The organism is Nocardia sp. NPDC056611 (assembly GCF_042792755.1).
Classification (GTDB): Bacteria; Actinomycetota; Actinomycetes; order Mycobacteriales; family Mycobacteriaceae; genus Nocardia.
Genome location: NZ_JBHTVV010000001.1, coordinates 76,427 through 96,066, shown reverse-complemented (window position 1 = coordinate 96,066; position 19,640 = coordinate 76,427). Strand labels below are relative to the sequence as shown.

Genomic DNA, 19,640 nt, shown 5'->3' with positions numbered 1-19,640 from the left:
CGGGCGCGGGCCGAGAAGGGGCAGGCCAGGGTTCCTGCCTAAGCTCGGAGGCATGAGCACTCGTACCGCTGTGGTGACCGGAGCCAGTTCGGGTATCGGCGAGGCAACCGCCCGCGAACTCGCCAAGCAGGGGTACCACGTGTACGTGGGCGCACGCCGGGTCGAGCGGCTGGAGAAGCTGGCCGAGGAGATCGGCGGCACCCCGCTGGCCCTGGACGTGACCGACGAGGAGTCGGTACGCGCCTTCACCGAGGCGGTCGAGCGATGCGACGTGCTGGTCAACAATGCCGGTGGCGCGAAGGGACTGGCCCCGGTGCTCGAGGCCGATCTGGACGACTGGCGCTGGATGTGGGAGACCAACGTGCTGGGCACGCTGCGGCTGACCAAGGCGCTGCTGCCCAAGCTGATCGCCTCCGGGGACGGCCTGATCGTCACGATCACCTCGATCGCCGCCTTCCACGCCTATGACAACGGGTCCGGGTACACCTCGGCCAAGCACGCGCAGGCGGTGCTGCACCGGACGCTGCGCGGTGAGCTGCTCGGGCAGCCGGTGCGGCTGACCGAGATCGCGCCGGGCGCGGTGGAGACGGAGTTCTCGCTGGTGCGGTTCGCGGGTGACGCCGAGCGTGCGGCGAGTGTGTATCAGGGCATCGATCCGCTGGTGGCGCAGGACATCGCGGAGGTGGTGGGTTTCGTGGCGTCCCGCCCGCCGCACGTCAATCTGGACACCATCACGGTGACGCCGCGGGATCAGGCCGGGCCGGGGCGTTTCGCGCGTCGTTCCTGACCGCGGCGCGCGGCGCGGCGTAGTTGTGTTGCGCCGCATCGCAGTTCACGGCCCCATGATCTGAATCACGGATTCTTCAAAATCGGAATCCGCGCGCCGCCCGCTGCTAGCGTCCCCCGCAACCGAGGGCGGCTTGGAGCGAAACATGGTGAGATCACGCATCGAGGCGGTCGGGTCGTACCTGCCCGCCACCGAGATATCGACCGCGGAGCTGCTGGCCCAGCTGGCCGTCGACTCCCCCATCGACCTGGAGCGGATCAGCGGCGTGCGGCACCGCCGCCGCTGCGCCGAGGACGAGGACTCCTTCACCGTGGCGATGGCCGCGGCCCGGACCGCCCTCGACAATTCCCGCTACGACGCCGCCGATCTGGATGTCGTCATCTCCTGCTCCATCACGCGTATTCGCGGCGACGAATTCTGCGTGGAACCCTCGTTCGCGCTCATGCTGCGCAACGAACTCGGCGCGACCGGGGCCATCCATTTCGACGTCTCCAATGCCTGCGCGGGCATGATGAGCGGAGTTCTGGTGCTGGACCGGATGATTCGCGCGGGAATGGTGCGGCGCGGCCTGGTGGTCTCCGGCGAGTACATCACCCCGATCTCCGATACCGCGGTGCGCGAGATGTCGGAGAAATACGATCCGCAGTTCGCGTCGCTCACCGTCGGCGACGGCGCGGCCGCGGTGGTGCTGGACGGCGACGGCACCGCCGACGAGGGCATCGACTACGTCGAACTCAATACCAGCGCCGGATTCGCGCAGTTGTGCCTGGGCATGCCCAGCGACCGCAGTTCCGGTATCGCGCTCTACACCGACAACCGGGCCATGCACAACGAGGCCCGCTATCTGCTGTGGACCACCCGGCAGCGGGATTTCCTGGCCGCGCGGGGCAGCGATTTCGCGGCGGAGGGCTACGACCACGTGATCCACCATCAATTCAGCGCGCCCGCGGTGGAATTGGTGTCCAAGATCGCCGAACGCGAATTCGACGCCCCGATACCGCCCGCGCTCATGGTGCTGGACCGGTACGGCAACACCGCGTCCACCTCGCATTTCGTGGTTTTACATGACGCGCTCAAACAACAGCGGATAGCGTCCGGGGCGAAAGTACTGATGGTCCCCGCGGCTTCCGGCGTCGTTGCCGGGTTTCTGTCGGTGACGCTCGGCGACCTGCGGGTGTGATGCGGTATGGGAATCGTGATTTCTTCCATCGTCACCGAAATCGGTGGCGGCAGTTCGATCGAGCAGGCGGCGGCCGCCGCGCGCCGGGCCATCGCGGAGGCGGGCAGCACGCCCGCGCGGATCGACGCGCTGATCAATACCGGCGTCTACCGCGACTCCAACATGGTGGAGCCGGCCATGTCCGCGCTGATCCAGCAGCAGGTGGGCATCGGCCTGGAGTATCGCAGCGGCGATGTGCCCTGCCTGTCCTTCGACCTGATGAACGGGGCCTGCGGCATTCTCAATGCCATCCAGGTCAGCCAGGCGCTGCTGGAGTCACCGACCGTGCACCGGGTGCTGCTGGTGTCCGGTGACGCGCACCCGTCGACATCGCCGCGCCCGCAGCCGGGTTTCCCGATCAAGCCGGTGGGTGCTGCGATGCTGCTGGAGAAGGCCGTGGGCCCTGCCGGATTCGGGGCGCTGCACATCAGCGCCACCGACGGGCGGCCCGGATCGGAGGGATTCGTGCGGCTCCCGGAGATGGGGACGACCGGTCGGTCCTCCATCACGGTGCACCGCCCCGCCGACATCGAAGCGCTCCTGCACCACGCGGTCTCGGCCGCGACCGAAGCCCTCGAGGTGGCCGACGCGCCCCTGGACCGCACGATGCTGATCTGCGGGCGACCCACCCCCGACTTCCCGGCCCGGCTCGCCGAGCGCTTGGGCCTCGCCCCCGGAGCGGTCAGCGCCGACGACACCGACGGCGACGCCCACACCTCGGCCTTGCCCGTCGCGTTCCTGGCGGCCCGCGACACCGGCGGTCTCGACCATGCCGACGTAGCCTTGTTCGTGGCCGCCGGGGCGGGCCCGTCGGCCGCCGCCATCGCGTACCGCCTGCCGAAACCGTAAGTCGCGGTATGCAATTCCTCCGGGAGGGGCCATGAACGAGCTGTGGGTGATCGTGCCCGCCTACAACGAGGAACACGGCATCACCGCCACCCTGGCGGCACTCGCCGGGCAGCGGGACCGGGACTTCACCGTCCTGGTGGTGGACAACAACTCCACCGACGCCACCGTGAAGGTGGTGCGCGACTTCGCCCTCGCGCATCCGGAGCCGCGGATCGAGATCGTCACCGAGGAACGCAAGGGCACCGGCGCGGCCGCCGACACCGGCATGCGCCACGCCATCGCGGCCGGGGCCACCCGCCTGGCCCGCACCGACGCCGACTGCCTGCCCGCCCCCGACTGGACCGCGCGGATCCGGGCCGCCTTCGACTCCGGGCTGCGCCTGGTCAGCGGTCAGCTCATCCCCCGCACCGACGAGGGCGTGAGCCTGCTGGACCGCACCGTCGTCCGGGTCGCCCTCGAGGTGGCCTCGCAGTTCGGGAAACTCCGGCCCGGCAACCAGGATCCGCGCTACCTGGGCCCGTACGTCATGACACCCGGCTGCAATATGGCCATCACGGCCGAACTGTACGAGGCCGCCGGCGGTTTCCCGCGCACCGCCATCGAGGAACTGCACGAGGACCGGGCGCTGGTGAACGCGGTCCGCACGCTCACCACCGACTACGGGCTGCGGCGCGACGTGCGGGTGTACGGGTCCAATCGGCGCGTGAAAGCCTGGGGTGTGCGCAAGACCCTCGCCTGGTACGCCGACCACCGCTACAAACCGGAGCAGGTGGACATCCGGTGACGTCTGGATACCCGTCAGCGGGCGAGGATTTCGTCGCGCTGCTGCGTGAGCAGGTGCTGCGCACCCCCGACGCCCCCGCCCTCGGCATGATCGGCGAACAACCGCTGAGCTTCGCCGAACTCGACGCCCGCATCCGCCTGGTGGTGAAACGCCTGCACAGCAAGGGCTTCGAGCCCGGTGACCGGATGCTGTTCTCCATCCGGCCCTGCGTGGACGCGGTGGTGCTGGTGTTCGGGACCATCGCGGCGGGCGGCAGCATCGTGTTCGTGGACCCCGGCGTCGGGCCCGAATTGTTCGCGCGCCGACTGGAATTGGTGAAACCCGGTTGGGCCGCCACCGAATCACTGCTCTACCTGCTGAGCGGGCCGCTGCAGAAGTACGGCCGCCGGCTCGGCCTCTCGCTACCGGAATTCGGACGGCTACCGGTGCGCCACATCCACAGCGGCCCGCGCCTCCCCGGGACGCCGCGCGGCTCCATCCCGCTCGGCCACCTGATCGGCTCCGAACCCGGCTGGTCCGGCCCCGCCACCGGCGCCACCGTGGACGCGCCGGTCGAGGATCCCGACGCCGAGGCACTCATCGTCTTCACCTCCGGCACCACCGCGGACCCGAAAGCCGTGGTGCACACCCGCGGTTCACTGGGCGCGGGCCTGGCGGCCGTGGCGGGCGCCACCACCCTGATGCCCGGCTCGCACCTGCACACCGAGCAGCTGATGATGGGCTTACCCGCGGTGCTGGAGGGGGCGCGCTGGTCCATGCCGCGCTATCCCCGCTTCAGCACCCACGTCGATCCGCTCGGCTTCGCCCGCACGCTCGGCCCGGCGGGCAGCCCGGACAGCGCCACCCACGCCTTCCTCACCCCCGCCGACCTGGCGGTGATCCTCGACGCCGTCGACGCCGGGCGGCTGACCGCACCGGCCCACCTCGAGGAGATCTCCCTCGGCGGCGCGCCCGTCACCACCGCGCTGCTGCGCCGCGCCCGCGCCGCCCTCCCCGGCACCGAGTTCCTGGCGGTCTACGGCATGACCGAGATCCTGCCGGTGGCAATCACTTCCGGCGCCGACAAACTCGCCTTCGAGGGCGCGGGCGACCCGCTCGGCTTCCCGTGTGACGGCGTGGACGCGCGCATCGCCGACGACGGCGAACTCATCCTCTCCGGCCCCAACCTGTGCCGCGGTTACCTCGGCGAACCCCCGCTGAAGGAGATCGCCACCGGCGACCTGGCCCGCTTCGACGGCGGCACCCTGGTCCTGATGGGCCGCAAGAAGGACATGATGATCCGCGGCAAGACCAATATCTATCCGGGCCTGTACGAACCGGCCATCGTGGGCGTCGAGGGCGTCCGCGAGGCCGTCATGATCGGCATCCCCGACGAGATCGGCGACGAGCGCGTCGTCCTGGCCGTCGTCGCCGACCTGCACGCCACCGACCTCGAGGCCCGCCTCCGCCGCGAATTACCCGCCCTCATCGACGTTTCCGCCCTGCCCGACGACATCGTCCTGGTCGACGAGATCCCCGTGACCGGCCGCACCAGCAAGCCCGACCGCGCCGAACTACGCGCCCGCCTGCAACGCCGCTGACGGATCCGGCCGCCGCGCCAGCACGGCCAGCACCGCGTCCGCGAAAGTCTCCGCCCGCGCCGCGGGCAACGCCGGTTCGGCATGGCAGAACCCGAGGTGCATCTCCGCATGCGCCGTCGTCACCGCGACCGTCATGACGCTCACGCACGAATTCGACGCGGCCACCCGCAACCCCGAAAGCCGCCACGCCCCGGCCCTTTCCGGAAACTCGACCCGCCCCAGATTCGTGACCGACACATTCCACGGCGCACGCCGATCCACCAGTTCCGCCAGCCGCCGCCCGGATTCCAGTGTGCGCGGCGTCCCGAACCGCATCCCGGCCACCGTCGCCAGATGCCGCCCCTGCCGCACGCCACGATCCAACTGCCGCTTCACCGCCCGCGCCGCCTCCCACAGCGAAACACCGCGCCCGAACGGCACGAACCCGACCAGCACCGGCGCGTACACCCCCAGCTCCTCCGCATCCACACGCGGACCGAGCGATTCCCGGAAATCCACCGGTGACCCGACTCCCACGGCACCGCGTCCGCGGGCCGCCCCGGCGCCCCGCGCGCCGATCGCCAGGCCCTCGCGAGGTCCGAACCTCGAGACCCGACGCACTGCTGTCCTCGCGCCCGGCCCGGACGTCGCGCACCGGCCTCCTGAAAGCTCCGCACCCCCCGGCGCCTCGGCAGCCGCAGTCGGGATCTCCCGGGGCGCCTCGCCGTCGATCAACCCGGATTCCCCCGCGCCGATCACATCGGCGACCGCGGCCGCCAGGGCCGCGTGCACGGTCACCCCGGCTCGGCGGCAATCGATGATCAAGGCGGCCAGCGCTTCCCGGCCGAGCACCCGGTGCACGACCCGGGTCCGCCGCTCGGACAACGCCGCCACCGTGCCGGTCAGCCGTCGCGGTCGCCGCACCAGCGCGCCGATCTGGTCGGCCAGGGTGGTGTGCGCCCAGCGCCGGAAGCCGCGCGCGCCACGGGGAATCAGGTCGTCAGCGGCCGGGACCGGAGGCCGCGTGGCTACCGGCCCGGGCAGATCCGCCGCGTAGTCGATCAGCTTGCGCAGCAACGCCAGCAGGGAGCGGCCGTCGGCGATGATGTGGGAGATCGTCAGAACGATGTCGTGGCTTTCGCCGTCGGAATCCGCCCCGGCGACGATGTCGGTGATGCGCGCCAAGCCGTTCGCGATGTCGATGGGTTCGGCGATTTCGGCGTCGACCACGCGCACCCAGTCCCCGGAATCACGGGATTGGATCCGCCGCACCGGAATTCGCGGTGCGGGTAGTGGGCGCAACCATGGATCACTGCCCACATTGTCCGAAATACCCATCCGCAGTAGCGGATATTCCGCGACCAGGATCGCCGCCGCGGATTCCAGCCGCCCGACCGGAATCCGCCCGTCGACGCGAACACGCGCGGTGCAGTTGGCCGGCGACATCCGGTCGATGATCCAGAACCATCGCTCCGAAGGACTCAGGGCGCGCCCGGAATCCGTTGCCGCCGTTCCCTTCCGGCCCGCGACCATGAACGCTCCTCACCACGGCGTTACTCGGCGAGGACCTTAACCCGGCGGTCGCGGGCGCGCGATTCGAGCGGTCAGCGACCGCCGACCGGCTGGGGCGGGAGCGGGGTGGCCGAGATCTGGTTGTGCGGTTCGCCCTGCAGGGCGGACAGGCCCTTCCAGGTCTCCCAGTCGATGGTCCAGTCGTAGATGTCGCCGTCGGCCGCCGACAGCTGGATGCGGGTGCCGGTGACCTCGACCGGGTCGCCGTAGAGCGCGGTCGGGAAGTAGGCCTGGGCATCGGCGGTGCTGAGGTTGATGCAGCCGTTGGTGACGTTCGAATTGCCCTGGGCGGACGCCGATTGCGGATTGGCGTGAATGAACTCGCCATTGTTCGAGATGCGCACGGCCCAGCGTTCCCGCACGTTCGTGTAGAACGGCGGATTCGACATCATGAAGTCCTCGTACTTCTCCGTCACCACGTGAATGCCGGAGCGAGTGACATTGCGGTCCTCGTTGCCCTCGCCGTAGCTGCACGCGAAATCGAAGATGGTCGCGCCGTCCCGCACCACCTGGACGCGGTGGCTGGGCGCGGAGGCCTTCACGATCTGGGCGCGGCCGATGCGGAAGTCGGAGGTGAGATCGGAGTCGCCGTACAGGCCGCCGCCCATGTCCAGGCCGTACAGCTTGGCGCCGAGGTGCACGGTGGTGCCGGGCTGCCAGTACTCGCGGGGCCGCCAGTGCGCGCGCGAGCCGCCGTTGTCGTCCTGCAGCCAGGCCCAGGAGCCCTCGGTGGCCGGGGTGGCGGTGACGGTGAGCGCCTTCTCGACGGCCGCCTTGTTCTCGACGTGCCCCTTGAACTGGAGCATGATCGACGCGGCGATGCCGACCTCCTGCCCGTCGCCGATATTGACGGTGGCGGGAGCGGTCTTCTTGGGGTTGACGGTGCTGAACTTGCCGTCGATCGCGACCGGCTTGTTGTCGGTGCCGATGGCGGTGCCGGACCAGGTGTAGGTGGCGCCGTAGCCGAGCGGCTCGTTCACCGTGAATTTGCTGCGAGTGGCATCGAATGTGCCGGTTACCTGTTTGCCATTGGCATTGGCCAGCGCCAGCTGGTCGATCCGCCCGTTGGTGACGGTGACGGTGACCGGCGTGGTCGGGTTGACCTGCTCGGCGCCGGCGGCCGGTTCCAATTTCACGGTGGCGACGGGTTCGGCAGGTTTGGCCGTGCCGCCGTTCTTGTTCGACGACGAGCAGGCCGCCGCGATGACCGCTGTCGACGCCACCAGTGCGGCACGCATGGCCGACCGGCGGGACAGTCCTCGATTACTCACTTGTTCGACCCTACCCCCGCAAACCGTGTATCCCGGACGCTGTTCTAGTGGTGGACACCACCCGCTACAGGCTCACTCCCACGGTCACGGGTTCGGGTTCCAGCTCGATGCCGAAGCGCTCGGCAACCCCTTCGCGAACCGTGCGGGCGAGGGTCGCCAGATCGGTCGCGGTAGCCGCGCCCCGATTGGTCAGCGCCAGCGTGTGTTTGGTCGACAACCGCGCCGGAGACCCGTCGCCCGGAAAGCCCTTGGCGAAGCCGGCGCGCTCGATGAGCCAGCCCGCCGAGAATTTTACCCCGCCCTCGGCCGGGTAGGTGGGCACGGTGACATCCGCGCCGAGATGTGCGGCGATCGCGGCGCGCACAGCCTCCACCCGCTCATCCGGAATGACAGGGTTGGTGAAAAACGAACCGGCACTCCAGGTGTCGTGATCGGCCGGGTCCAGCACCATGCCCTTGCCCGCCCGCAACCGCAGCACCACCTCGCGCACATCGGCGGCGGGCCGGGACTCGCCCTCGGCCGCGCCCAGCGCGCCGGCCAGTTCCCGGTACCCCAGCGGCGCGCTGGAACCGTCCGCGCGCAGCGCGAATTCGACGGCCAGCACCACCGCGGCGGAACTGTGCTTGAGAATCGAAGTGCGGTACCCGAATCCGAGCTCCCCGGGCGCGACCCAGCGGATCTCCCCGGTGGCCCGGTCCAGCAAACGCACCCGGCGCAGCAAACTCGCCACCTCGACGCCGTAGGCGCCGACATTCTGCACCGGCGTGGCGCCCGCGGAACCCGGGATGCCGGACAGACATTCCAGGCCGCCCAGTCCCGCCGCCACCGTGGCCGCCACCACCGCGTCCCAGTTCGCGCCCGCCTCGGCGAGCACCGAGTCCGCGCCGATCTCCACCCCGTCGGTGGCGATCCGCACCACGACCCCGTCGAAGCCGTCGTCACCGATGAGCAGGTTGGAGCCGCCCGCGACGAGCAGCACCGGAATCCCGGCGGCGTCCACTTCCCGGACCGTGGCCACCAGTGCTTCGGTGGTCTCGCAGTCGGCCACCGTGGCCGGGCCGCCGACCCGCAGGGTCGTCAGTTCCGCCAGCGGGACCCCGGCACGCAGCCGCGCACCGGTCGCCGCCAGCAGGTCCCGCAGGTCGTCGAACGACACCACCCGAGAAGTACGCACAGGCACAGACGGTAGCCTGTCCGACCATGGCGACACCTCTGGCCTTCACTGGGCACTCGACACATCCCATGGCCGCGGTGCGCGCTGCGTTCGCGAACGAGCAGTACTGGAAGGACCGCATCGAGGCGGTCGGCGGCCCCAACGCCCGCATCGAGAGCCTCGCCATCAATGGTGACCAGGTGCGTGTCGACATGGTCCAGACCATCCCGGCCGCGGAACTGCCCGCCCAGATCACCGCGATCAAACCCGACGGCCTGACGATTCCGCGCACCGAGATCTGGCACGGCAACGGCGGCACCGTCGAGGCACACGTGGACGGCGCGCCCGCGACCATCACCGGCAGCCTCACCGTCACCGAGGACGGCGCCGGCTCCACCTTCGTGGTCGACGCGACCATCGACGTGAAGATCCCGTTGTTCGGCAAGAAGATCGAGGCGGCCATCCAGCAGCACCTCACCGAACTGCTGGAGCGCGAGGCCGAGTTCACCGACAATTGGCTGAGTTCTCACTGACCGAGGTCGCCCGGCAGTAACCTGAGCGATCGTGGCCCGCCGACTCGACTATTCCGCGCGGTATTCGCTGCACACCACCCACCAGGTGTACGCGGCGATGACGAACCGTGAGCACTGGGACGCCCGCATCGAGGAACTGCGCAAGCACTCCCCGAACGACATCGTCAGCCTGGAGTCCGGCGACGACGGCATCACGGTCGAACTACGTCACGTGCTGCCCCGCGACACCCTGCCCGAGATGGCGCAGATGGTGGTGCACCGGGACATGGTGATCACCCGACGGGAAACCTACGGGCCGTACGGTCCCGAGGTGACCGGCGCCTACACCGCCGAAATCCCCGGCAGCCCTGGCACTCTCGGCGGCAGCATGCGGCTGTTCCCCACCGAGACCGGCTGCACCCTGCGCACCTCCTCGCGGGCCCAGGTCAATGTTCCGTTCCTCGGGCGCAGGCTCGAACAGCTCATGCTGGTGAATCTGGTGGACCTGTTCCGCGCCGAAGCCGAGGTGACGAAGGTTTGGCTGGATCAGCAGCACCCCGTCGGGTAACCAAACCCATCGGCACGATCACCCGCGGCACCACCGGGATCAACCGGCTGCGCCGCGGGGACCGGTGGATGATGCACGACCCGCTCGTCACCGGAAGATTGCTGGACGCCGCGGATCCACTGGTGGTGGATCTCGGTTACGGGGCCAGCCCGGTCACCACCCTGGAGCTGGCGGCCCGGCTGCGGACCGTGCGGCCCGATCTCCGCGTGGTCGGCCTGGAGATCGATCCCGAACGGGTGGTCCCGGGCCGGGACGGAGTGGTGTTCGCCCGCGGCGGTTTCGAACTCGCGGGTCTGCGGCCGACCCTGGTGCGCGCCTTCAACGTGCTGCGCCAGTATCCGGAATCCGCCGTCCCCGAAGCCTGGTCGACCATCCAGTCCGGTCTGGCCCCCGACGGCCTGCTCCTCGACGGCACCTGCGACGAACTCGGCCGCCGCTGCGCCTGGGTCCTCCTGGACCGCACCCGCCCCCTGTCCCTCACCCTGGCCTGGGACCCCTTCACCGTCGACACGCCCTCCGACATCGCCGAACGCCTCCCCAAGGCCCTCATCCACCGCAATATCCCCGGCGAACCCATCCACACCCTGCTGACCGCCGCCGACCGCGCCTGGTCCGTCGCCGCGCCGCTGGCCCCCTACGGCCCCCGCGTCCGCTGGCGCCACGCCGCGAACCTGCTGCGCGAGCAGGGTTTTCCGCTCCGCGCCTACCGCCGCCGCCTGCGCGACAACATCCTGACGGTGCCGTGGTCCGCCGTCGCGCCCCTGCCCTGAGCGGTCTCGCGAGTTACCCTGTCCCCCTACGGTCCCCACACTCCGGCCCCGACGGGGCGCCAGTGGCCGACCGCAGGCTGCACTGATCCGCGGGCACCCACGCGCGGATCAGTGGAGCTTGTGGAGCAGGTCCCGCACCGTGCCGGAGATCGCGGCCGGAGCGAGCAGCGACCGCGGCGCGAAGGGCTGCCGCCACAGACCGCCGTGGGCGGCGCCCGCCGCGAACAGCGCTTCCGGGTTGGATATTCGCGGCTCGTCGGGCGCGTACAGGTCGGCGACCAGCTTCGCGGCGAGCAGGGTCCGGGCGGTGGCGGGGTCGAAGATCTCGATGCCGAAGCGGGAGGACGCCCGGTACGCGGCCGCGCGCCAGCCGTTCTCGCGGGCGAGACCGCGGGTCCAGGCCGGCGGGGCCACCGTGAACGACACGGGGCACCCCGCCGCGGCGGCCAGCACCGCCCGCCAGCGCGGCAACCGTTGCGCCAGTGCGTAATCCGGTCCGGCCAACGCGGGCAGGTTGTCGAACAGCCCCCACGCGCCGCCCTCGGTGTCGAAGATCGGGCGGGTGTAGTTGAGCCGGTACAGCGAGTGCGGCGCCACCCGGTGCAGCAGATCCTGCGCATTGCCGCGGAAACCGCGCTGCGCCAGGTGATCCCGGGCGGCCGCCACCACCGACGCCGGGACCGCGTAGGTGTCGGTCGGCGAGCCCAGCATGGCCAGCGCCGCGTCGGGGTGATGCCGCAGCACCGCGTCGGCGAGCACATCGGAGGCCACCGCCAGCCGCACCCCGGCAGCGCCGGGCAGCCCGGCGTAGAGCCCGAGCACCGGCCGCGCGTCACTGTGCGCGGTGATCCATTGCGCCAGGGCCGGAAAGCCTCGGGAGATGTCGACGCCGGGTTCGCCGTCCGCGACGGGGTAGCGCATGACTCCCGCGCCGGACTTGGCGGCCGCCCGCAGCCGCTCCCAGCGCACCCGCCCCGGCCGATCGACCGCGAGCACTTCCGCGCCCCAGTTCAGCAGCGGCCGCAGCGGACCGAGTTCCGCGCCCGCCCCGGTCACGGTGACCTGGAAACCGGGTAGCGCCAGCCACTCCGGATGGTCGATGACCCGCTCGATCGCGGCCACGAAATCGGCTTCCAGGATGCCGTGGGTCTGCCATTCGGCCAGGCGCAGCCGCAGCGCGTCCTCGGCCAGCAGCAGTCCGCGCCACGGCACCTCGAGCCGCTTCGCCACCGCGGCCTCACCGGCCACCGCGGCGGTCTCCAGCCCGGCGCCGTCGGCCTCGGCGTCCATGTCGACGGTGTCCAGGGCCGCGACCGTGCGGCCGACGGTGAACCGCAGCATGTGCCGCACCGAGCCCAGTCCGGCCTCGGCCATGCCGATCGAGATCTCGGGCGCGCTGATCGCCAGCGCCGTCATCCCCCGGAAGACGCGGTGGTAGCCGTGCCGCCAGTCGCGGCAGGTCTCCACGGATTGCGCCAGGTCGGCGTCGTAGGGCCGGATCGCGTCGGCGACGACGGCGGCCGAGAACATGTCCGCGATCCGTTCGGGCGGGCCCGGCGGAAACACCAGATCCCACACGCCAGCACCGGTCCCCATACCAGTCACCCTGCCACGAATCGCGCGCCCGCAAAACTCGAAACCCGCACCCCGCGCTCCGCGGAATGCCGTCCGGCGAACGCTAGCGGTGATCTTCCTGCGCGCGAGCCAGCGCGCGATGCAGCCGGGCCGCGGAGGCCGGGTCCAGAGCCGCACTGGCGGAACGGATCTCGGCCCGGGCGCAGCGATGGATGGCGACCGCGTCGGACACCACCTCGTCCAGGGCGACCTGGCCGATCCCGGCCTCGGCCAGATCCATGACGGTGCGCAGCGGCGTCGTCACCAGGAACGCGCCCGCCGATTCCACGTCCTTGCGCGCGAAACTGCGCCGCAGCACCACCAGTCGCGGCGACAACGGGAACCGTCCGACCCGCGCCGACAGGTGCACGAACCGCGGCCGCAACCGGCCCAGCCCGTGCAGTTCGGCGGCGCTGTGGTGGGAGACTGCGGCCGCCCCGTCGAACCAGGCCGACCACATGGCGTACTCGTCGAGCGGCCCGTCGGGCCAGTCGGCCAGCCGCAGCAGCCCCACCCCCGACCGCAGCACGCTGCCGTCGCGTAATCCGTCGCGGATCCGGACCTCACATCCGGTGCGCAGTACCTGCCGGGTGGTGAAATATCCCGCGTGCCGCCCGGCCTGCTCCCGCAACGCGTCCCATCCGTGTTCCGGATCCCCCGGTGCCGCGTTCCCAGCCATGGCACTCAGGATAAGCCGGACCCATGTGTGTTATGTCACAATCCGCGGCTGTGTGCCGACACCTCACAGGATGCACAGAGCTCACACAGAAAGCTCGGGAAGAATCGCCCCCATGAGTTCGGAACCCACCTCGGACGACGCAACCACGCGCGACACCTCCGCCGCGCAGCCGGTCGACCCCACCGTGCGGCCCGGCGACTCCACGGCGCAGCCGGTTGACCTCGATAAACCGGACGCCACGCCCACCGAGGTCCTAGGTGCGAGACAGGACGCGGCCACCGACTGGTGGAACGATCCCGCCCACACCGGCGACTCGGCCACCCCCGATCCCGACGAGCCCACCCGGGTCCTGCACCCCGGCGAGGCCGCCTACGCGGCGGGCGCGACCGGCCATCCCGGCACCGGCTCGACGCCGGCCGCCGACACCGCGAAACTCGCGAACGGCACCGGCCCGACCGCGGTTCTGCCGGGCGGACCCGGTTATCCGGCGGGACCTTCGGGTCCGATCACCCAGTCCGGCGGTATGCGGGTGCCACCGGGCACCCCGCCGCCCCCGGCGAAAGCCGGTGGCGGACAGACCGGTTCGTCCGGTCCGCGGCGCAGCCGCAAGAAGACCCTGCTGATCGTCACCCTGGTGGCCGCGCTGCTGGTCGCGGGCGGACTCGCCGGCGGCGAAGCCTGGGCCCGCCACAAGGTCCAGAAGTGCATCAGCTCGCAGTTCGAGGCCCAGATGGGCTCCAAGATCGACGTCTCGTTCGGCTGGAAACCGCTGCTGCTCACCATGATCGACCACAAGGTCGGCGAGGTCACCGTGCAGAGCGACGATTCCAAGTTCGGCCCGGCCCAGGGCATGGTCGTGCACGCGACCTTCCACGACGTCGAGACCAAGGACGGCGGCAAGCAGGCCAGCGTCGGCAGCTCCAACGCCGACGTCACCTGGAGCAATGACGGCATCACCCAGACGATGGCCGGTCTGGTCTCGGCCACCGCCTCCGATCCCGCCACCGGCACACTGAGCTTCGCGGTGCTGGGCGGCCTGGCCCAACTGCAGGTCAAGCCGAAGATCGTGGACGGCAAGATCGAGGTCGAGACGGTGCAGGCGTCGCTGCTCGGCTTCGGGCTCCCCACCGATCTGGTGTCGGGCATCGTCCAGCTCATGACCGAGAGCCTGCAGACCTACCCGATGGGGTTGACCCCTAACAAGGTCGAGGTCACCAAGGAGGGCCTGCACATCACGCTGCAGGGCGGAAACACCGTGCTGCAGGCGGATCCGAACGCCCAGCAGCAGCCCATCCTCTGCTGACCGACCGCCGTCAGACCGGAAATCCTTCCAGCACTGCGCGAGATCGGGACAGACCCAGCCGGGTGGCGCCGGCGGCGATCAACTCCGCCGCCTGCGCCGCGTCCCGGATCCCGCCGCTGGCCTTCACCCCGAGCCGCCCGCCGACCGTCTCGGCCATGAGCCGCACCGCATGTGCGCTCGCGCCGCCCGCGGGATGAAAACCGGTGGAGGTCTTCACGAAATCCGCGCCCGCGCGTTCCGCGGCGCGGCACACCTCCACGATGGCGTCATCGCTCAACGCCGCCGCTTCGATGATCACCTTGAGCAGGGCGCGATCTCCCACCGCCTCCCGCACGGTGACGATGTCGGAGAGCACGGCGCCGTACTCGCCCGCGCGCGCCGCGCCGACGTCGATGACCATGTCCACCTCGGCCGCACCCTGCTCCACCGCGAGCCGCGCCTCGGCCCCCTTCACCAGCGAATGATGTTTGCCAGAAGGGAAACCCGCGACCGTGGCCACCACCAGACCGGGCGCGCGCACCGGCAACATGGACGGCGACACGCAGATCGCGAACACCTCCAATTCACGCGCCTCGGCCACCAGCGCGGTCACGTCCGCGGGGGTGGCATCGGGTGACAGCAGTGTGTGATCGATCATCTCCGCCACGTCAGAGCGGGAAATCTTCGGCATGAGCACCGAGTTTGGCACATCTTTGTTGCGGGCCGCCGCCGCTGTCACGCAGACTTGTAGGCGTGCTGATCCGTCGTGAACGTACCGGCGATGCCGCCGCGATCGACGCGGTACACCGCGGCGCTTTCGGCGCGAGCCCCGATCGCCCCGCGGCTGCCGACGGCGATTCCCCTTCCTCCCACGCCTCCGGCGACCCCGTCGAAGTGGGCCTGGTGCACACGCTGCGCGACGACGCGGCCGTCTGGGTCCCGACCCTGTCGCTGGTGGCGGAGGTCCACGATCAGGTGGTCGGCCACGTCTGCCTCACCCGCGCGACGGTGGGCCCGTTCCCGGTGCTGGCGCTGGGGCCGCTCGGGGTGCTCCCGAACCATCAGGCCGCGGGCATCGGCTCGGCCCTCATGCACTCCGCCCTCGGGGCCGCGGACGCCCTCGACGAGCCCCTCGTGGGCCTGCTGGGCAGCCTCGAGTACTACCCGCGCTTCGGCTTCGTACCCGGCACCCGGGTGGGCGTCATTCCGGACCAGCCGGACTGGGCCACCCACTTCCAGGTCCGCACCCTCACCGCCTACGAACTCGAGATCAAGGGCGACTTCCACTACGCCGAGGCGTTCTACGCGCTCTGACCGGGGCGTGCTTCACCCCTGTGCCGCGAGCCGGGCGGTTGCTGGGAGTATGTCCCTCATGAGTTCCACCCTGGACGACCGTCGCTACGTGCTCACCCTGGGCTGCCCGGACCGTCCCGGCATCATCGCCCGCATCACCTCGTTCATCGCCGATTTCGGCGGGTCGATCGTGGAGGCGGGTTACCACTCCGACCTGGAGACCGGGTGGTTCTTCACCCGGCAGGCCATCAAGGCCGCCACCGTGCCGTTCGACCTGGACGAGCTGCGCGACCGGTTCACCACCGTCGCCGCCGAGCTGGGCCCGGAGACCGACTGGCAGCTGCACGACTCCGGGGAACGCCGCCGCGCGGTGCTGCTGGTCTCCAAGGACGGCCACTGCCTGCACGACCTGCTGGGCCGCGCCGCCTCCGGCGAGCTGCCCGCCACCATCGAGGCCGTCATCGGCAACCACCCCGACCTGGCCGGGATGACCGAGGCGCACGGCATCAAATTCCACTACATCCCGTTCCCGAAGGATCCGGCCGAACGCGGTCCCGCCTTCGAGCAGATGCGGGACCTGGTCGACGCCCACGACCCGCACGCGGTGGTGCTGGCCCGCTTCATGCAGGTGCTGCCCGCCGAACTGTGCGAGCACTGGGCGGGCAAGGCCATCAATATCCATCACAGCTTCCTGCCGTCCTTCGTCGGCGCGCGCCCGTACCACCAGGCGTTCGCGCGCGGCGTGAAGCTGATCGGCGCGACCTGCCACTACGTGACCGCCGAACTGGACGCGGGCCCGATCATCGAGCAGGACGTCACCCGCATCGACCACTCCGACACCGTGCGCGACATGGTCCGGCAGGGCCGCGACATCGAGCGCGTGGTGCTGGCCCGCGGTCTGCGCTGGCATCTGGAGGGCCGGGTGCTGGTACACGGCCGCCGCACGGTCGTCTTCGAATAGGACCCCGAAAAGCCAACGCCCGCCCCGGCTTTCCCGGGGCGGGCGTTGTCGTTCGTTCGTCCGGCTCAGCCGGCGACGGCGACCGGGTCGCGGCGCGACCGGCGGATGACGCGGTGCAGCTCCACGTTGAACGCCTTCTCGGCCTCGATGTTCACCAGATGCCCGGTGGGCAGGATGGTGTACCGGTCGAGATGTCCGGCAGCGGCGAGGGTGTCGGCGATCTCGCGCGAATGCACCTCCGGCAGCAGCCGATCGTGCGAACCCGCGACCACCGTGGTCGGAACCGTCAAATGCGCCGCGGCGCCGTGCAGATCGAGTTCGAGCAGGCCCCGGGCCACGGCAGCGCGCACCGACGGGCGACAGGACCGGACGATCGAGGTGCCGAAGAGGATCTGGTCGCGGGTGGCTTCCGGAGTCATCAGCCGATGCTTGGCGATCATGTTGACCGCGGGCCCGCCGGGCAGCGGCACCGGGGTGCCGAACAACGCCAGCGCCAGCCAGTCCGGCCCCGGGATCACGTCATTGAGCAGCGGAATCACGGTGGCGCGGTTGGGAATCTGCCGCGCGGCGGTGGTGGCGAGCAGCACCGCCGAGGCCCGATGCCGGACCTGGTGCGGATAGCGTTCGGCCCACGCCTGAATGGTCATGCCGCCCATGCTGTGCCCGACCAGCACCGCGCGCCGGCCCGGGGCCAGCACCGCGTCGAGCAGGTCGGAGAAGTCGTCCGCGAGCTGATCGGCGCTGAAAAGGCGTGTGCCGCTCTCGCTTTCGCCGTGGCCGCGCTGATCGAAGGCGATCACCCGGTACTCGCCCGCGAAGGCGTTGATCTGCGGGTTCCAGTATTCGATGGCACAGGACCAGCCGTGCGCCAGCACGATCACGTCACCGTCGGCCGGTCCGTAGGCGTGGACGCGCAGCTTCGCGCCGTCCCGCGTGATGACGGGGAGGACCTCGGTGGGCCGCGGGGAGTTGAGCGATGCGGTCCGGTAGGCCCGGTTCCGCAGCCCGGAACGGAAGGGCGCGGTGAGCGCGTCGACGCCGACACCCGCCTCTGGCAGTTTCACCAGCATGAGCACTCCTTTGTGTTCCAGACCACAGTATCGCGCTAACCGGGGTGCTTGCAACAGCAAGCGGGTATATATCTTCTTGCTATACAACAATGTTCGCGGTGTACGGCCTCGCGAATAAGGTCCCCCAGGGGTGAGCGAGCCCACCCCTCAGGCGCCCACCACCTTCGCCGTAACCCCGAAAGCGTCCTGGGCGACCCGCGCGAGTTCGGCATTGAACTCCCGATAGGCCTCCACATTGCCGAGGTGCCCGGTCGACAGCATCCGATAGGCGTCCAGGCTGCCGGTCTTGGTGAGCATCGCCACGATCCGCTCAGCGTGCACCGGCGGGGTCAGGTCGTCGGCCGAACCCGCGATGACGGTGGTCGGCACCGTCAGGTTGGCCGCGCCGCGCCCGACATCCAAATAGGACAACAGGGTCCCGAAGCGCCCCCGCACCCGCGCCGGGCAGGACCGCACGATATTGAGGCTGAAGTCCGCGATGTCGCCGACCGACGCCAGGCTCATGACCTGCCGGCGGAACACCCACCGCACCGGCGTGACCGGCGGGAACAGGATCCGCGCGCTCAGCCCGAGCAGCCCCATCCGGAACGGCAGCGCGGCCGCGCCGCGATTGAAGAACGGGACCACGGTGGTCTCGGCGATCAGGCCGCCGGCCGCGGTATTGGTGAGCAGCACCGCGAGCAGCTGCTTCCGCACCCGCTGCGGGTAGCGGCCCGCCCAGGCCTGAATCGTCATGCCGCCCAGGCTGTGTCCCACCAGCACGGCCCGCTGACCCGGCCGCAGCGCCGCGTCGAGGACCTCGGCCAGATCGTCGGCGAGCTGGTCGGTGGTGAGCGGGGCGCTGCCCTCGTCGCTCTCCCCGTGCCCGCGCACGTCGTAGGCGATCACGCGGTATTCCCCGGCGAAGGCGTTGATCTGGGGATTCCAGTATTCGAGGCAGCAGGTCCAGCCGTGCACCAGCACGATCACATCGCCGTCGGCGGGACCGTAGGCGTGCACCCGCAGCCGGGCGCCGTCGGAGGCGGTGACCGGCAGGACCTCGTAGGGTCCGGCGGGCGGATTCAGATCCGCGGTGCCGTAGGTCCGGGCGCGCAGGTCGGCCCGGTGCGCGAGCACCAGGTCACGGACCTTCCGGCCGAGGTCCGCAGGGTGAGGCAACGTTGCCCGCATAGGACACTCCTTTGTGTTACTGATAGATACAGTAACTCGGAGTACCGGGTGCTAGCTAGTGCAAGCACCCGAAAAGTTCCCCAGTCGGAATCCACCGCACACCGTGCCGGACACAAAAAAGAGGCCGCCACCCGGTGATCCGGGTGGCGGCCGACGTTCTCGGGCCCGACTACCAGCGCGGCCCGCGCTGGATCTCATCGACCTTGGGTCGCACATCGGCCAGGTAGACACCGGTCGCGACCACCGCCGCGATACCGAGGAACCCGACCGCGGTCTGCCCCAGCAGCAACCCGCCCAGCGACGCCAGCAGAATGGCGATCCACACCGGCTTGGTCAGCTTGTCCACGGCCGTGAAGGCATCCGGACGCTGACGAATCGCGTGCACGAGGGCGAACACGGTCATGCCCATCGCGGCCAGCCACAAGACCCACAGAATCAGTCCGGGTATTCCCATCACGCCACCATCATACGGAGCGAAGACCCGGCCACCGCGACTTCCGGGCACGACACGAATCCGCGCGGCCCCC

General features: G+C 70.3%; 20 protein-coding genes. 11 read left to right on the top strand and 9 right to left on the bottom strand.

The features are described 5' to 3' along the window. The first annotated feature begins 52 nt into the window (after positions 1 to 52). The 5 genes from ACFRAQ_RS00485 (at position 53) to ACFRAQ_RS00465 (ending at position 5,219) form a co-directional block, all read left to right on the top strand. On the top strand, positions 53 to 787 hold the full coding sequence (locus ACFRAQ_RS00485) for an SDR family NAD(P)-dependent oxidoreductase (protein ID WP_357281898.1): 735 nt from the start codon (positions 53 to 55) through the stop codon (positions 785 to 787). Between the two features lie 145 nt (positions 788 to 932). Next, a complete protein-coding gene (locus ACFRAQ_RS00480; RefSeq protein ID WP_357281899.1) occupies positions 933 to 1,967 on the top strand; it encodes a 3-oxoacyl-[acyl-carrier-protein] synthase III C-terminal domain-containing protein in 1,035 nt (344 codons plus the stop codon). A gap of 6 nt (positions 1,968 to 1,973) precedes the next feature. Beyond that, positions 1,974 to 2,855: a hypothetical protein gene (locus ACFRAQ_RS00475; RefSeq protein ID WP_379092107.1), complete on the top strand. Its 882-nt coding sequence runs from the start codon at positions 1,974 to 1,976 to the stop codon at positions 2,853 to 2,855. Between the two features lie 31 nt (positions 2,856 to 2,886). Next, entirely contained in the window at positions 2,887 to 3,639 is a 753-nt protein-coding gene (locus tag ACFRAQ_RS00470) for a glycosyltransferase (RefSeq protein ID WP_379092105.1), read from the top strand. Beyond that, positions 3,636 to 5,219, top strand: coding sequence for a class I adenylate-forming enzyme family protein (locus ACFRAQ_RS00465; protein WP_379092102.1), 1,584 nt, complete (start codon positions 3,636 to 3,638; stop codon positions 5,217 to 5,219). The genes ACFRAQ_RS00470 and ACFRAQ_RS00465 overlap by 4 nt, the downstream gene beginning before the upstream one ends. On the opposite strand, the gene ACFRAQ_RS00460 is transcribed toward ACFRAQ_RS00465, so the two are convergent. The 3 genes from ACFRAQ_RS00460 to ACFRAQ_RS00450 form a co-directional block, all read right to left on the bottom strand. Then, positions 5,193 to 6,731, bottom strand: a complete 1,539-nt coding sequence (locus ACFRAQ_RS00460; RefSeq protein WP_379092099.1) for a hypothetical protein — start codon at positions 6,729 to 6,731, stop codon at positions 5,193 to 5,195. The genes ACFRAQ_RS00465 and ACFRAQ_RS00460 overlap by 27 nt on opposite strands. 71 nt (positions 6,732 to 6,802) lie before the next feature. Then, positions 6,803 to 8,008: an Ig-like domain-containing protein gene (locus tag ACFRAQ_RS00455; RefSeq protein WP_379095689.1), complete on the bottom strand. Its 1,206-nt coding sequence runs from the start codon at positions 8,006 to 8,008 to the stop codon at positions 6,803 to 6,805. A gap of 97 nt (positions 8,009 to 8,105) precedes the next feature. Then, on the bottom strand, positions 8,106 to 9,197 hold the full coding sequence (locus tag ACFRAQ_RS00450) for a UDP-N-acetylmuramate dehydrogenase (RefSeq protein ID WP_379095688.1): 1,092 nt from the start codon (positions 9,195 to 9,197) through the stop codon (positions 8,106 to 8,108). 44 nt (positions 9,198 to 9,241) lie between these two features. On the opposite strand from ACFRAQ_RS00450, the gene ACFRAQ_RS00445 reads away from it, so the two are divergent. Genes ACFRAQ_RS00445 through ACFRAQ_RS00435 form a run of 3 tightly spaced genes read left to right on the top strand, consistent with a single transcriptional unit; the run spans position 9,242 to position 11,044 of the window. Beyond that, a complete protein-coding gene (locus tag ACFRAQ_RS00445) occupies positions 9,242 to 9,727 on the top strand; it encodes a DUF2505 domain-containing protein (protein WP_379092096.1) in 486 nt (161 codons plus the stop codon). A gap of 31 nt (positions 9,728 to 9,758) precedes the next feature. Beyond that, positions 9,759 to 10,274 (top strand): DUF2505 domain-containing protein, encoded by a 516-nt coding sequence (locus ACFRAQ_RS00440; protein ID WP_379092093.1) that lies wholly within the window; start codon positions 9,759 to 9,761, stop codon positions 10,272 to 10,274. Beyond that, positions 10,244 to 11,044 (top strand): class I SAM-dependent methyltransferase, encoded by an 801-nt coding sequence (locus ACFRAQ_RS00435; RefSeq protein ID WP_379092090.1) that lies wholly within the window; start codon positions 10,244 to 10,246, stop codon positions 11,042 to 11,044. The genes ACFRAQ_RS00440 and ACFRAQ_RS00435 overlap by 31 nt, the downstream gene beginning before the upstream one ends. Positions 11,045 to 11,152: 108 nt before the next feature. On the opposite strand, the gene ACFRAQ_RS00430 is transcribed toward ACFRAQ_RS00435, so the two are convergent. Both ACFRAQ_RS00430 and ACFRAQ_RS00425 read right to left on the bottom strand, forming a co-directional pair. Then, positions 11,153 to 12,640, bottom strand: a complete 1,488-nt coding sequence (locus ACFRAQ_RS00430) for a hypothetical protein (RefSeq protein ID WP_379092087.1) — start codon at positions 12,638 to 12,640, stop codon at positions 11,153 to 11,155. A gap of 82 nt (positions 12,641 to 12,722) precedes the next feature. Further along, positions 12,723 to 13,337, bottom strand: coding sequence for a hypothetical protein (locus ACFRAQ_RS00425; protein ID WP_379092084.1), 615 nt, complete (start codon positions 13,335 to 13,337; stop codon positions 12,723 to 12,725). Positions 13,338 to 13,449: 112 nt separating this feature from the next. On the opposite strand from ACFRAQ_RS00425, the gene ACFRAQ_RS00420 reads away from it, so the two are divergent. Further along, positions 13,450 to 14,640 (top strand): LmeA family phospholipid-binding protein, encoded by a 1,191-nt coding sequence (locus tag ACFRAQ_RS00420; protein WP_379092081.1) that lies wholly within the window; start codon positions 13,450 to 13,452, stop codon positions 14,638 to 14,640. A gap of 10 nt (positions 14,641 to 14,650) precedes the next feature. On the opposite strand, the gene deoC is transcribed toward ACFRAQ_RS00420, so the two are convergent. Further along, positions 14,651 to 15,310, bottom strand: a complete 660-nt coding sequence (gene deoC, locus ACFRAQ_RS00415; protein ID WP_379092078.1) for a deoxyribose-phosphate aldolase — start codon at positions 15,308 to 15,310, stop codon at positions 14,651 to 14,653. 62 nt (positions 15,311 to 15,372) lie between these two features. On the opposite strand from deoC, the gene ACFRAQ_RS00410 reads away from it, so the two are divergent. Together ACFRAQ_RS00410 and purU are read left to right on the top strand one after the other, a co-directional pair. Next, positions 15,373 to 15,933: a GNAT family N-acetyltransferase gene (locus tag ACFRAQ_RS00410; protein ID WP_379092074.1), complete on the top strand. Its 561-nt coding sequence runs from the start codon at positions 15,373 to 15,375 to the stop codon at positions 15,931 to 15,933. Between the two features lie 58 nt (positions 15,934 to 15,991). After that, positions 15,992 to 16,873, top strand: coding sequence for a formyltetrahydrofolate deformylase (gene purU / locus ACFRAQ_RS00405; RefSeq protein ID WP_379092071.1), 882 nt, complete (start codon positions 15,992 to 15,994; stop codon positions 16,871 to 16,873). A gap of 65 nt (positions 16,874 to 16,938) precedes the next feature. Here purU and ACFRAQ_RS00400 read toward each other — a convergent pair whose 3' ends face one another. From ACFRAQ_RS00400 to ACFRAQ_RS00390, 3 genes are all read right to left on the bottom strand, one after another. After that, positions 16,939 to 17,943, bottom strand: coding sequence for an alpha/beta fold hydrolase (locus ACFRAQ_RS00400; protein WP_379092068.1), 1,005 nt, complete (start codon positions 17,941 to 17,943; stop codon positions 16,939 to 16,941). A 147-nt stretch (positions 17,944 to 18,090) separates the two neighbouring features. Then, the gene (locus ACFRAQ_RS00395; RefSeq protein ID WP_379092065.1) at positions 18,091 to 19,113 is read right to left on the bottom strand and encodes an alpha/beta fold hydrolase; all 1,023 of its coding nucleotides are present in this window, start codon (positions 19,111 to 19,113) and stop codon (positions 18,091 to 18,093) included. Positions 19,114 to 19,282: 169 nt separating this feature from the next. Then, positions 19,283 to 19,567: a DUF2516 family protein gene (locus ACFRAQ_RS00390; protein WP_357090891.1), complete on the bottom strand. Its 285-nt coding sequence runs from the start codon at positions 19,565 to 19,567 to the stop codon at positions 19,283 to 19,285. Positions 19,568 to 19,640 lie beyond the last annotated feature (73 nt).

What these genes read in the sequence shown, in the direction of transcription:
- ACFRAQ_RS00445 (WP_379092096.1), top strand. Translation starts at nt 9,242, where the DNA reads ATGGCGACACCTCTGGCCTTCACTGGGCACTCGACACATCCCATGGCC.
- ACFRAQ_RS00480 (WP_357281899.1), top strand. Translation starts at nt 933, where the DNA reads ATGGTGAGATCACGCATCGAGGCGGTCGGGTCGTACCTGCCCGCCACC.
- ACFRAQ_RS00390 (WP_357090891.1), bottom strand. Translation starts at nt 19,567, where the DNA reads ATGGGAATACCCGGACTGATTCTGTGGGTCTTGTGGCTGGCCGCGATG.
- ACFRAQ_RS00475 (WP_379092107.1), top strand. Translation starts at nt 1,974, where the DNA reads ATGGGAATCGTGATTTCTTCCATCGTCACCGAAATCGGTGGCGGCAGT.
- ACFRAQ_RS00400 (WP_379092068.1), bottom strand. Translation starts at nt 17,943, where the DNA reads ATGCTGGTGAAACTGCCAGAGGCGGGTGTCGGCGTCGACGCGCTCACC.
- ACFRAQ_RS00420 (WP_379092081.1), top strand. Translation starts at nt 13,450, where the DNA reads ATGAGTTCGGAACCCACCTCGGACGACGCAACCACGCGCGACACCTCC.
- deoC (WP_379092078.1), bottom strand. Translation starts at nt 15,310, where the DNA reads ATGCCGAAGATTTCCCGCTCTGACGTGGCGGAGATGATCGATCACACA.
- ACFRAQ_RS00425 (WP_379092084.1), bottom strand. Translation starts at nt 13,337, where the DNA reads ATGGCTGGGAACGCGGCACCGGGGGATCCGGAACACGGATGGGACGCG.
- ACFRAQ_RS00430 (WP_379092087.1), bottom strand. Translation starts at nt 12,640, where the DNA reads ATGGGGACCGGTGCTGGCGTGTGGGATCTGGTGTTTCCGCCGGGCCCG.
- ACFRAQ_RS00455 (WP_379095689.1), bottom strand. Translation starts at nt 8,008, where the DNA reads ATGCGTGCCGCACTGGTGGCGTCGACAGCGGTCATCGCGGCGGCCTGC.
- purU (WP_379092071.1), top strand. Translation starts at nt 15,992, where the DNA reads ATGAGTTCCACCCTGGACGACCGTCGCTACGTGCTCACCCTGGGCTGC.
- ACFRAQ_RS00470 (WP_379092105.1), top strand. Translation starts at nt 2,887, where the DNA reads ATGAACGAGCTGTGGGTGATCGTGCCCGCCTACAACGAGGAACACGGC.
- ACFRAQ_RS00395 (WP_379092065.1), bottom strand. Translation starts at nt 19,113, where the DNA reads ATGCGGGCAACGTTGCCTCACCCTGCGGACCTCGGCCGGAAGGTCCGT.
- ACFRAQ_RS00460 (WP_379092099.1), bottom strand. Translation starts at nt 6,731, where the DNA reads ATGGTCGCGGGCCGGAAGGGAACGGCGGCAACGGATTCCGGGCGCGCC.
- ACFRAQ_RS00485 (WP_357281898.1), top strand. Translation starts at nt 53, where the DNA reads ATGAGCACTCGTACCGCTGTGGTGACCGGAGCCAGTTCGGGTATCGGC.